We start from the raw sequence: 12,541 nt of genomic DNA, 5'->3' as shown, positions 1-12,541 counted from the left end.
TGGTAAATTATTTGCCGCCAGATTACTCTCAGTAACGGCATTTGCGACACACTAAGCGAATGCCGTTTTCTTTTTATATACTTAAAGCATCAGTTAATTGCCGCTGAATTCCTCGTCGGCTGACTTTACAGGGGGCAGGGATGTTGCTGCAGAAATCGTTATCCGCGCAGGCTAAGCTGCTTAGCTACTGTGTCTTGCTTGGGCTGACCCAGGCGTTTCCTGCCGTGGCCGGTATTCCGCCGGTTTCCGCTCCCGTGACGCATCATCTCTCTGCCGCACAGAGCCAGTCTCAGCTGGCTGCGGCGCTTTCCAGCCACGTCGGGCAGGTGGTGTTCCTGAAACAGCTGGCTCCTCTTTACGCCAGCCACGGCATGCAGCCGATGTGGCAGGATCCCCAGGCAGTGCGTGCTTTTCAGCAGCAGCTGGCCGAAGTGGCGCTTTCCGGCGTGCAGCCGCAGTTTACCCAGTGGGTTAAGCTGCTGACCGACCCGTCGGTTAGCGGGCAGGCGCGGGATATTGTGCTGTCTGACGCCATGCTCGGCTATCTGCAGTTCACCTCCAGCATTCCCGCTCAGGGTGAGACCTGGCTCTACAGCACGGCACCTTACAAGCTGGCCGCGCCGGGCGTTGCCGCAATTAATCAGTGGCAAACGTCGCTGACGCGCGGCAATCTGAGCGGCTTTATCCGGTCGCTGTCGCCGCAGCATCCGCAGTACGCGCGTATGCATCAGGCGCTGAAAACGCTGCTTGATGATAAACGCCCCTGGCCGCAGCTGACCGACCGTCAGACGCTGCGCCCCGGTCAGGTGAGCAACGACGTGCCGGCGCTGCGCGATATTCTGCAGCGCAGCGGCATGATGTCTGCCGCCAGCGAGCAGCCAAAGCCGGTGGATGAGGTGGTGGGCCAGGTGGATGCCCCGCTGGTGCATGACGATGACAATGCGCAGCCGGATGCGACGACCGCGCGCAACGCGGGTGGTGCGGCGGTGGTCAGCCCTTCAGCCGCTGCCGTTGATGGGACCCCTCTGGCGGTGACGCCGGAAAATCCGGGCAACGTGCTGACCGGCAGCGTGCCCGCCAACGGCGACAATATCTACACGCCGGAGCTGGTCGAGGGCTTGAAACGCTTCCAGCGCTGGCAGGGGCTGGAAGCCGACGGTGCGATAGGTCCGCGCACCCGCGAATGGCTGAACGTCTCGCCGCAGCTGCGCGTGTCGCTGCTGGCGCTGAATATTCAGCGTCTGCGTCTGTTACCGGACGATATGCATAACGGTATCATGGTCAACATCCCCAACTACTCACTGGCCTATTACGTCAACGGTAACGAAATCCTCTCATCAAGGGTGATCGTCGGCCGGCCGGATCGTAAAACGCCGCTGATGCGCAGTGCGCTGAACAACGTGGTGCTCAACCCGCCGTGGAACGTGCCGACCACCCTGATACGCAAAGATATCGTACCGAAGGTGAAACAGGATCCGTCCTACCTCTACAAGCATAACTACCAGCTGTTGTCTGGCTGGAGCAATGAAGCAGAGGTCATTGATCCGTCGATGATTGACTGGAGTATGGTGTCGGCGTCGTCGTTCCCGTACCGCATTCGCCAGGCGCCGGGGCCAACTAACTCGCTGGGGCGCTATAAGTTCAATATGCCGAGTTCGGACGCCATTTATCTGCACGACACGCCTAATCACGGCCTGTTCCAGAAAGATATCCGCGCCCTGAGTTCCGGCTGCGTACGCGTCAACCGCGCCTCCGATCTGGCCAGCCTGCTGCTGCGCGACGTCGGCTGGAACGACAACCGTATTTCCAGCACGCTGAAAGAGGGGGACACACGCTTTGTCTCTATCCGCCAGCGCGTACCGGTCAATCTCTATTATCTGACCGCCTGGGTGGCCGATGACGGCCAGCCGCAGTTCCGCACAGATATTTACAATTATGATCAAACCGCGCGCTCCGGCGTTCAGGTGCTGGCGCGTGCTGGTCAGTTATTACTCTAATGGTTGATTAATCAGCAGTTCCCACCGCCGCTGCACGTTGCCTGCGGGCGAGTTCAGCGGCCACTCTCCTGCCCGTGATCTCTGATGTCGCAGCCGGCGGTTGACGGCAAACGCCTCCGCGGTTATGGTTCGGAACGGTGTACAAAATGCGCCATTCCGACTTCTTTAGCCAGGTAATACAGATTAATGGATAAATTCGACTCTCATCGCCGTAAATTGCTGACGCTGGGTGGCGCAGCACTGGGTATGGCACTGCTTCCCGGACAGGCTTTCGCGTCACTCTCTACTTCGCGCCCGCGGGTGCTGACGCTGAGCAACCTCAACACCGGTGAATCGTTAAAGACTGAATTTTTCAACGGAAAAAGTTACGATAAGTCGGAGTTAACGCGCCTTAATCACTTTTTCCGCGACTACCGGGCCAATAAAACAAAAAGTATCGACCCCCAGCTGTTCGACCATCTCTTCCGCCTGCAGGCGCTGCTCGGCACGCGCAAGCCGGTGCAGCTAATCTCCGGTTACCGTTCGCTCAATACCAATAACGAACTCCGTTCGCACAGCAGGGGCGTAGCGAAACACAGCTATCACACCCTTGGCCAAGCGATGGACTTTCATATTGAGGGAATTGCATTAAACAATATTCGCAAAGCCGCCGTAGCCATGAAGGCGGGGGGTGTAGGATACTACCCGAGCAGTAACTTTGTGCATATTGATACCGGTCCGGTACGGAACTGGTAAGAATGAAATTCCCGGCGCCACGAGGGCGCCGGTAACGGAGCGTTATGGATTATCATATTATCCCGGTCACCGCCTTTTCGCAGAACTGTTCGGTGATTTGGTGCCCGCAGACGCGGGAAGCCGCGCTGGTCGATCCCGGCGGCGATGCGGAAAAAATTAAGCAGGAGGTAGCGTCGCTCGGCGTTAAGCTGACCCGGATCCTGCTGACTCACGGACACCTTGACCACGTGGGGGCCGCCGCCGAACTGGCCGGCCACTATGGTCTGCCGATCGTTGGTCCGCATAAGGCCGACCTGTTCTGGCTGGAAAATCTGCCGACCCAGAGCCAGATGTTTGGCTTTGCGCCCTGTGCACCGCTGACGCCGGACCGCTGGCTGGAAGAGGGGGAGACGGTGCAGGTGGGCAACACCGAGCTGGAAATCCTGCTCTGCCCCGGCCATACGCCGGGCCATATCGTGTTCTTCGACCGTGCCGGCCGTCTGCTGGTTTCCGGCGACGTTATCTTTAACGGTGGCGTCGGGCGTTCTGATTTCCCGCAGGGCAGCCACGACGATCTAATCGCTTCGATTATTCACAAGCTGCTGCCGCTGGGCGATGACGTAACCTTCCTGCCGGGGCACGGGCCGATCTCAACCCTGGGCCGTGAGCGCATCAGTAATCCATTTTTGCAGTAGTCTGACGGTCTGCAGGTCAGCCAAAAAAGAACCCCGCGTACTACGCGGGGTTTTTCGTTGCGGGAAGCCTGCTGCTACGCAGGCTTTTTTATGGGCTGCGGTCCGCGGGTTACAGCACGGCGACGATGGCTTCGCACAGGGGTGCCATATTATCCGGCGTCATCCCGGCCACGTTAACGCGGCCGGAGTTGACGGCATACACGGCAAACTCATCGCGCAGGCGGATAACCTGTTCTTTGGTCAGGCCGCTGAACGAGAACATGCCGTTCTGGTTGATGATAAAGCTGAAGTCACCCTGTGCGCCTTTCTCCTGCAGCGTGTTCACAAACAGCTGGCGCATACGCTGAATACGCTGGCGCATATCGGCCAGCTCCTGCTCCCACAGGGCGCGCAGGTCGCTGTTGCCAAGGATGGTCGCCACCACCGCAGCGCCGTGTGACGGCGGGTTAGAGTAGTTGGCGCGAATGGTCGCTTTAACCTGGCTGAAGGCGGTGTCGGCAACGTCGGCCGTGGCGGCGACCAGCGTAAAGGCGCCCACGCGCTCATTATACAGGCCGAAATTTTTCGAATATGAGCTGCAGACGATCAGCTCCTGATGCCCGGCGGCGAAAAGTCGCAGGCCGCCGGCATCCTCTTCCAGCCCACGGGCGAAGCCCTGATAGGCGAAGTCAAACAGCGGCAGCCAGCCTTTGCTCTGTGAAAGCGCGGCCAGCTGGGCCCACTGCTCTGCCGTCGGGTCGATCCCGGTCGGGTTATGGCAGCAGCCGTGGAACAGCACCACGTCGCCTGCCTCGGCGGCGTTCAGGCTGTTCAGCAGGCCATCGAAATCCAGCGCGTGTTTTTCAGCGTCGTAATAGTCGTATTCACACACTTCCAGACCGGCAGCGGCAAACACATTTTTGTGATTTGGCCAGCTTGGGTTACTTACCCATACGCGCTTAGCCGGGGTCTGGGTGGCGATAAAGTCTGCCGCCACGCGCAGCGCGCCGGTGCCGCCCGGGGTCTGAGCGGTACGCGCGCGCTTCGCGCCGGTCAGCGCGCTGTCAGCGCCGAACAGCAACGCCTGCGTGCAGCTGCCGAAGTCGGCAATGCCGTCGATGCCGAGGTAGTTTTTGGTGGTTTCGTTTTCCAGCAGGATCTGCTCAGCTTTTTTAACGCTGGTCAGCACCGGCGTTTTGCCGGTCTCATCTTTGTACACGCCGATGCCGAGATTGATTTTATGCGTGCGGTCATCTGCGCGGAACAGGTCGGCTAAGCCGAGAATCGGGTCGGCGGGTGCGGCGGCAATACGTTCAAACATAGTCGGAGTCCGTTAAGCTTGGTTAAAGCGAAGAGAGGACTCAGGTTAACGCCAGCCGGGGGAAATTACCAACCGTTTGCGCTGAAAAAAACGCAAAAGCGGCGCAGGATCAAAACAGCAGCTTAGCGGCGGTCATGCACAGTGCGGCGATGCCGATGATGGTACCGATAACCCATTGGGTCTGGCTGGTCATCTGCTTATACAGTCCACCTACCTGTTGGTGGATGCCACCCACTTCTTTGCGCAGATCACCCACTTCTTTGCGGACATCACCCAATTCTTTGCGGACATCACCCACCTCCTTACGGATTTCTCCCATCCCTTGTTGCATCTCACCGCGCAACTGGCTGTGCTCCTGATGCATCTCCCCGCGCAGTTGGTTGAAGCCCTGATGCATCTCGGTACGGAGTTCGGCGAGGTCGCTTTTGGTGGCAAAGGTTGCCGATCGTGCGTTGAGCACGGCAAGCTCCAGTGTACGCTGGGCGTTATCCTGTTCCAGTCGCTCTGTGCGCTGCATGAACATATCCATTGTTACTCCCTGGCGAAAGATTGAAATTCGAGTGTACCGCCTGAACAAAATAAGTACAGCCTCTGTGGCTGGGGAATTGGAAGTTAATCGAGGAGTTGAGAAACGGCTCGCAACCGTAGTGACGCTGTTTCAGTTACCTACATTGCTGGCGAGTGAGGAGGGGAAGTGCGGAAACGCAAACGGGGCCCGAAGGCCCCGTGGGATGCATGATGCGGCTGGCCTGAGCCATCCGCATTCAGCAATCAGAACTGGTACTGCAGGCCAACGCCAACTACGTCGTCGGTAGAGATACCGGCTGCGCGGGTGTTGTCATTAGCGTCCAGCAGGTTGATTTTGTAATCAACATAGGTGGACATGTTTTTGTTGAAGTAGTAGGTAGAGCCCACGGAAACGTACTTGTACAGATCCTGGTCGCCCACGCCTTCGATGTCCTTGCCTTTAGACTGAACGTAGGCCAGGGATGGACGCAGACCGAAATCGAACTGGTACTGAGCTACCGCTTCGAATTTCTGCTCTTTGTTCACTGCGCCGTTCAGCTCAACGCCGCCCACATCTGCAGAGATGTTGGTAGAGTTACGGGTTTCACCGTACATGGCTGCCAGGTATACGTTGTTCGCGTCGTATTTAACCGCGGTAGACCAGGCTTCAGCGTTGCTGCTGCCGTTAGCAAAGAACTCATTCTTCTGGTTGTTTGTACGGTCAGACTTAGAGTAAGCACCGGTAACCGCAACACCTACTGGAGAGGTGTAAGTTACAGAAGTGCCCCAGCCGTCGCCGTTAGCCTGAGCGGCGCCACGGCCTGTGCCTTCTTCGCTGTTCTTGCCCTGGTACTGCAGAGCGAAGTCCAGGCCGTCAACCAGACCGAAGAAGTTCTTGTTACGGTAAGTAGCCAGACCGTTAGAGCGGCCAACCATGAAGTTATCGTTGTAACCAGAGTCACCGCCGAATACTGGCAGCACGTCGGTCCATGCCAGTGGGTCGTAGCCTACACCGTAGTTACGGCCGTAGTCGAATGAACCGGCATCGCCGAATTTCAGACCTGCGAAGCCAACACGAGTTTTAGAACCCTTGGTGCCTTCTGCTTCAGCAACGTTCGCCTGAACGTTGTATTCCCACTGGCCGTAACCGGTCAGCTGATCGTTAATCTGGGTTTCGCCTTTAAAGCCGAAACGAACGTAAGAAGCATCGCCGTCGTCGCCAGCGTTGTCAGAGAAGGTGTGACGCGCATCAACTTTACCGTACAGGTCCAGTTTGTTGCCATCTTTGTTATAGATTTCTGCAGCGTTAACGGCACCTGCTGCTAACAGAGCAGGGATAACTACTGCAAGAATGTTGCGCTTCATCATTTTATTACCCTCATTGGAGTTATTTTGGACACCTGCCACTGCCGTCAATAATTCTTTACAGAACTACGAAGAGAGTTTGGTGTCTTCCTGTGTCTGCACGCATCTTTCCACTCACAGATTACTTAAGCCAGCCCGAAAATGCTACTAATCTCCTATTCTTGTTGCAGAAAGAAAGTATGTGTTTCAAGATGTAAAAAACACGGAACTTTGTGAGTCAAATCAAAATTTACAGAAATAAAAAAAGGCCAGCTAAGCTGGCCTTAATATATATATGAATTTCTTATAATTAATGCTGAAATCAGAAGGTCGCACTGCGTGGCGTGCGTGGGAACGCGATAACATCTCTTACATTTTGTACGCCGGTGACATAGGCGATTAAACGTTCGAAACCTAAACCGAAACCAGAATGTGGCACGGTGCCGTAGCGACGCAGGTCACGATACCACCAGTAATCTTCTTTATTCAGACCCATCTCGGCCAGGCGCGCATCCAGCACGTCCAGGCGCTCTTCACGCTGCGAACCACCGATGATTTCACCGATGCCCGGGGCCAGAACGTCCATCGCCGCTACGGTCTTGCCGTCATCGTTGAGGCGCATATAGAAGGCTTTAATGTCTTTCGGGTAGTTTTTCACCACCACCGGCGCTTTAAAGTGCTTCTCGGCCAGGTAGCGCTCGTGCTCGGAGGAGAGGTCAATCCCCCACGAGACCGGGTTTTCAAAGTTCTGACCAGAGGCCAGCAGGATCTCTACCGCTTCGGTGTAGTCCACCTGGGCGAAATCGGTGGTAACAAAGCGCTCCAGGCGAGCAATCGCGTCTTTATCAATACGCTCGGCGAAGAAGGCCATATCATCGGCACGCTCGGCAAGCACCGCTTTAAACACGTACTTCAGCATCGCTTCCGCCAGTGCGGCGTTGTCTTCCAGATCGGCGAAGGCCACTTCCGGCTCCAGCATCCAGAACTCGGCCAGATGGCGGCTGGTGTGCGAGTTTTCCGCACGGAAGGTCGGGCCAAAGGTGTAGATCTTAGAGATGGCGCTGGCGTAGGTTTCGCCGTTCAGCTGACCGGAAACGGTGAGGAAGGCTTCTTTACCAAAGAAATCTTCATCATAGTTGACCTTACCTTCCGGCGTGCGCGGCAGGTTTTCCAGGTCCAGCGTCGAGACGCGGAACATTTCACCGGCACCTTCGGTATCCGATGCGGTAATCAGCGGGGTGGAGACCCAGAAGAATCCCTGCTCATCAAAGAAGCGGTGCAGTGCCTGGGCCAGCGTGTGGCGCACGCGGGCGACCGCACCGATCAGGTTGGTGCGCGGGCGCAGGTGCGCCACTTCACGCAGGTACTCTATACTGTGGCGTTTGGCCGCCATCGGGTAGGTATCCGGATCGTCAACCCAGCCGACCACCTTCACCGCAGTAGCCTGAATTTCAAAGCTCTGGCCTTCGCCTGGAGATTCGACAATCTTACCGGTGATTTCAACCGAACAGCCGGTGGTCAGGCGCAGCACGTCTTCCTGATAATTATTCAGAGAATTATTGACGACGGCCTGAACGGGATTAAAGCAGGAACCGTCGTAAACGGCGATAAAGGAAATACCGGCTTTTGAATCTCTTCGGGTACGCACCCAGCCACGTACGGTGACTTCGCTGTCAACCGCGACCCGGCCGTGCAGTACATCCGCTACAGGCACAACGCTCATATCAGTCTCTCACTGTTAATCTGAAAGGAAAATTTACCCCGAATTTAGGGTGTTGCTATGTTACTTGCCAGGCGAGGAGAAACAAGCGGAATTAGAGGAACGGGGCAGATTTCTTGCAGGCCACGCTTGCAGGGACGGCTGCTGCCGGCCCTGCTGTGGCGATCAGCTGGCTTTTTTCACCCGTGGCAGGTCAAAGGCTTTACGCAGGGCGTGAACGAAGGCCTGATCCTCGCAGATGGTTTTGCCGGGGCTGTCGGAAAGCTTGGCCACCGGTTTGCCGTTGCACTCCACCAGCTTAATCACGATATTCAGCGGTTTCACCCGTGGAATATCGCAGGTCAGGCGGGTGCCAATGCCGAACACCAGGTTGACGCGCTGATCGAAATGGCGGTAGAGGGCGACCGCACTGTCGAGATCCAGGTTATCGGAGAAAACCAGCGTTTTGGTCAGCGGGTCAATTCCCAGCTGCTGATAGTGGGCGATGGCTTTCTCGCCCCATTGAAACGGGTCGCCGGAGTCATGGCGCAGCCCCTGGTAGGCGCTGGCAAAGTTACGGCCGAAATCGCGCAGGAAGGCGTCCATGGTAATACAGTCGGTCAGCGCAATCCCCAGCTGATCCGGGTACTCCTCCAGCCACGCCTGCAGCGCCGCCCGCTGGCTGTTGGCCAGTACCGGGCTGATCTGCTGATGCGCCTGGAACCACTCGTGGGCCTGGGTGCCGACCGGCGCAATGCCCAGCTGGCGGGCAACTTCATAGTTGCTGGAGCCCACCAGCCACGGGAAGCTCTGGTGCAGGGTGGTCACGATGGCCAGCTGCACGTCGTGGGAGAAACGGCGGCGGGTGCCGAAATCCATCAGCCGGAAACGCGACATATCCAGATCGGCGGTCAGTCCGGCAAACTGCGCCAGCTTGCTCTGCAGCTTCTCTACCGCCATTGCCGGCGTCACCTCAGGTGAACGGTGGCGGTGTACCACCTCACTGATTAACGCCAGCAACGGCACTTCCCACATAATCACTTCACGCCACGGACCGCTGATGCGGATATCCAGCCGCCCCTGCAGGTTGCGCACCCGCACCTGCTGCGGGTCATAACGAAACGCGCGCAGCCAGTCAAGGTAGTCCGCCTTAAAGAACGGCAGGCTGCTGAGATAGGCGTGTTCGTCCTCCGTTAACGCCAGCGACGCCATGCTGGCAATCTGCTGATTGATCTCATCAGCATAGATGCCTAACAGGTCGTCGCCGCGGCAGCGAAATTCAGCGGCCACGGTGACATCGTGATAGCGGTGGTACACCGCCTGCTGCATATGGAGCTTATAGGCGTCAGTATCGAGAAGCGTCTTTAAAATGGGGGAAGCGTGTCGTGTCATGGTGCGTTTCAGCATCCTCTGGCGAAGAGCGTTATCCCTGGAAAAAAGTAGCAAAAGTCGCAGGAGTATAACCTGATTACTTATTTAGTGAAGCCGATCACAGCACAATTAGGCCAGCCAGGTCGAGCATATTTTGCAGGCATGTTAACGCAATGTGTCAATTTGCCACATTGACGCCATTCGGTGTGATTCAACATGGCAACCGGACGCTAACAGGCATAGACTTGAAAAGGTTAACTAATTATCGACGTGAGAAGAACTTATGACGCAACTGCCGCAGGCCAAAAACCGCCATGATTATCGCGCACCCGATTTTACCATTACCGACATTGATCTGACCTTCATCCTGGACGCAGCCACCACCCGGGTTACCGCGGTCAGCCAGGTAAAACGGCTGGGCGCCCCTGATGCCGCGCTGCAGCTGGATGGAGCAGAAGAGCTGGCGCTGATCTCACTGCACGTCAATGACCAGCCTTGGCCGCACTACCGACTGCAGGAGGGCGCACTGACCGTTGAGCAGTTGCCCGATGCCTTCATCCTGACCATCGTTAACGATATTCAGCCGGACAAAAATACCGCGCTGGAAGGGCTGTATCAGTCCGGCGAGGCGCTCTGCACCCAGTGTGAGGCAGAAGGTTTCCGCCATATTACCTGGTATCTCGATCGTCCGGACGTGCTGGCACGTTTTACCACCACCCTGATTGCCGACCGCGCCCGTTACCCGTACCTGCTCTCCAACGGCAACCGCCTTGACGGCGGGCAGCTGGAGGATGGCCGCCACTGGATGAAGTGGCAGGATCCGTTCCCTAAACCCTGCTACCTGTTCGCGCTGGTAGCCGGTGATTTTGACGTGCTGCGCGACAGCTTTACCACCCGTTCCGGCCGCGAGGTGGCGCTGGAGATTTTCGTCGACCACGGCAACCTCGATCGCGCCGACTGGGCGATGACTTCGCTGAAAAACAGCATGAAATGGGATGAAGAGCGCTTTGGCCTCGAGTACGACCTCGACATCTTTATGATCGTTGCCGTCGACTTCTTTAATATGGGCGCGATGGAGAATAAAGGCCTCAACGTCTTTAACTCGAAATACGTTCTGGCGAAGGCCGCCACCGCTACCGATAAGGATTATCTCGGTATTGAGGCGGTGATCGGCCACGAATATTTCCACAACTGGACCGGCAACCGCGTGACCTGCCGCGACTGGTTCCAGCTCAGCCTGAAAGAGGGGCTGACCGTGTTCCGCGATCAGGAGTTCAGCTCCGATCTTGGCTCACGGCCGGTGAACCGCATCGATAACGTGCGCGTGATGCGCGGCGCGCAGTTTGCCGAAGACGCCAGCCCGATGGCGCATCCGATCCGCCCTGAGCAGGTGATCGAGATGAACAACTTCTATACGCTGACGGTATATGAGAAGGGATCGGAAGTGATCCGCATGCTGCACACGCTGCTCGGCGAAGCCAGCTTCCAGAAGGGCATGCAGCTCTACTTTGAGCGGCATGACGGCAGCGCGGCCACCTGTGACGACTTTGTGCAGGCGATGGAGGATGCGTCTAACGTCGATCTGTCGCAGTTCCGCCGCTGGTACAGCCAGTCTGGCACGCCGGTGCTGACGGTGCGGGATGACTACAGCCCTGAGCTGCAGCAGTATACATTGCACGTGGCCCAGGCCACGCCGCCGACCGCCGACCGTCAGGAGAAGCTGCCGCTGCATATTCCGCTGGATATCGAGCTGTACGACGCGCAGGGCAACGTTATCCCGCTGCAGCACAACGGTCATCCGGTGCACCACGTGCTTAACGTGACGGAGAGCGTGCAGACCTTTATCTTCGATCGGGTGCCGCAGCCGCCGGTGCCGTCGCTGCTGCGCGAATTTTCCGCGCCGGTGAAGCTGGACTATAACTGGAGCGATGCGCAGCTGACCTTCCTGATGCGCCACGCCCGCAATGACTTCTCGCGCTGGGATGCGGCACAGAGCCTGCTGGCAACCCATATCAAGCTGAACGTCGCGCGCCAGCAGCAGGCGCAGCCGCTGTTGCTACCGCTGCACGTGGCCGATGCCTTCCGCGCGGTGCTACTGGAAGAGAACAGCGATCCGGCGCTGATGGCGTTGATCCTGTCGCTGCCGGGTGAAAACGAGATCGCCGAGCTGTTTGACACCATCGACCCGCAGGCCATCGCGGCGGTCCGCGAGGCGCTGATGCGCACGCTGGCGGGCGAGCTGGCGGACGAGCTACTGGCGGTGTATCGCGCTAACCACAGCACGGAGTACCGGGTGGAACATGATGAGATCGCGAAGCGTTCGCTGAAAAACGTCTGCCTGAGCTATCTGGCGTTTGGCGATGCGGAGCAGGCCGACAGGCTGGTCAGCGCCCAGTACCACGCGGCCAACAATATGACCGATACCATCGCGGCGCTCTCAGCTGCGGTTGCCGCGCAGCTGCCGTGCCGGGCTGCGCTGCTGGCCGATTTTGACGACCGCTGGCATCAGGATGGTCTGGTGATGGATAAGTGGTTTGTGCTGCAGGCTACCGGCCCGGGGGAGGATGTGCTGACGCAGGTGCGCGCGCTGTTAAACCATCGCTCCTTCACCCTTGGCAACCCGAACCGCGTACGTTCGCTGATCGGCGCGTTTGCCGCCAGCAACCCGGCGGCATTCCACGCTGCCGACGGCAGCGGCTATCAGTTCCTGGTAGAAATCCTCACCGATCTCAATACCCGCAACCCGCAGGTGGCGGCGCGAATGATCGAGCCGCTGATTCGCCTGAAGCGTTACGACAGCGGCCGCCAGGCGCTGATGCGTCAGGCGCTGGAGCAGTTGCAGGGGCTTGATAAGCTGTCCGGGGATCTGTTCGAGAAGATCAGCAAAGCGCTGAATGCCTGATCGTGGGTGAAA

General features: G+C 57.7%; 9 protein-coding genes. 4 read left to right on the top strand and 5 right to left on the bottom strand.

Annotated features, from left to right (window positions below):
- Nucleotides 1–140 precede the first annotated feature (140 nt).
- The 3 genes from ldtD (at nucleotide 141) to ASF13_RS13025 (ending at nucleotide 3,406) form a co-directional block, all read left to right on the top strand.
- Nucleotides 141–1,997, top strand: a complete 1,857-nt coding sequence (ldtD, locus tag ASF13_RS13035) for a L,D-transpeptidase (protein WP_056236867.1) — start codon at nucleotides 141–143, stop codon at nucleotides 1,995–1,997.
- Between the two features lie 186 nt (nucleotides 1,998–2,183).
- Complete coding sequence (locus ASF13_RS13030) at nucleotides 2,184–2,732, top strand: YcbK family protein (RefSeq protein WP_056236865.1); 549 nt, start codon at nucleotides 2,184–2,186, stop codon at nucleotides 2,730–2,732.
- Between the two features lie 44 nt (nucleotides 2,733–2,776).
- Nucleotides 2,777–3,406, top strand: a complete 630-nt coding sequence (locus ASF13_RS13025) for an MBL fold metallo-hydrolase (RefSeq protein ID WP_056236864.1) — start codon at nucleotides 2,777–2,779, stop codon at nucleotides 3,404–3,406.
- A gap of 109 nt (nucleotides 3,407–3,515) precedes the next feature.
- On the opposite strand, the gene ASF13_RS13020 is transcribed toward ASF13_RS13025, so the two are convergent.
- The 5 genes from ASF13_RS13020 to pncB all read right to left on the bottom strand — a co-directional run bounded on the left by ASF13_RS13020 (nucleotide 3,516) and on the right by pncB (nucleotide 9,648).
- Entirely contained in the window at nucleotides 3,516–4,706 is a 1,191-nt protein-coding gene (locus ASF13_RS13020; protein WP_056236862.1) for an amino acid aminotransferase, read from the bottom strand.
- Nucleotides 4,707–4,815: 109 nt separating this feature from the next.
- The gene (locus tag ASF13_RS13015) at nucleotides 4,816–5,235 is read right to left on the bottom strand and encodes a hypothetical protein (RefSeq protein WP_056236861.1); all 420 of its coding nucleotides are present in this window, start codon (nucleotides 5,233–5,235) and stop codon (nucleotides 4,816–4,818) included.
- A gap of 242 nt (nucleotides 5,236–5,477) precedes the next feature.
- The gene (gene ompC, locus ASF13_RS13010) at nucleotides 5,478–6,581 is read right to left on the bottom strand and encodes a porin OmpC (RefSeq protein WP_056236859.1); all 1,104 of its coding nucleotides are present in this window, start codon (nucleotides 6,579–6,581) and stop codon (nucleotides 5,478–5,480) included.
- A gap of 298 nt (nucleotides 6,582–6,879) precedes the next feature.
- The gene (gene asnS, locus ASF13_RS13005; RefSeq protein WP_056236857.1) at nucleotides 6,880–8,280 is read right to left on the bottom strand and encodes an asparagine--tRNA ligase; all 1,401 of its coding nucleotides are present in this window, start codon (nucleotides 8,278–8,280) and stop codon (nucleotides 6,880–6,882) included.
- A gap of 162 nt (nucleotides 8,281–8,442) precedes the next feature.
- Nucleotides 8,443–9,648, bottom strand: coding sequence for a nicotinate phosphoribosyltransferase (gene pncB / locus ASF13_RS13000; RefSeq protein ID WP_056237173.1), 1,206 nt, complete (start codon nucleotides 9,646–9,648; stop codon nucleotides 8,443–8,445).
- Between the two features lie 262 nt (nucleotides 9,649–9,910).
- Here pncB and pepN point away from each other — a divergent pair, with 262 nt between their 5' ends.
- Nucleotides 9,911–12,529 (top strand): aminopeptidase N, encoded by a 2,619-nt coding sequence (pepN, locus tag ASF13_RS12995; protein WP_056236856.1) that lies wholly within the window; start codon nucleotides 9,911–9,913, stop codon nucleotides 12,527–12,529.
- Nucleotides 12,530–12,541 lie beyond the last annotated feature (12 nt).

Origin of the sequence: Erwinia sp. Leaf53, assembly GCF_001422605.1 — a bacterium.
Lineage (GTDB): Bacteria > Pseudomonadota > Gammaproteobacteria > Enterobacterales > Enterobacteriaceae > Erwinia.
Note: the sequence above shows the minus strand (reverse complement) of the source record. Positions and strands in the feature narration are given on the sequence as shown.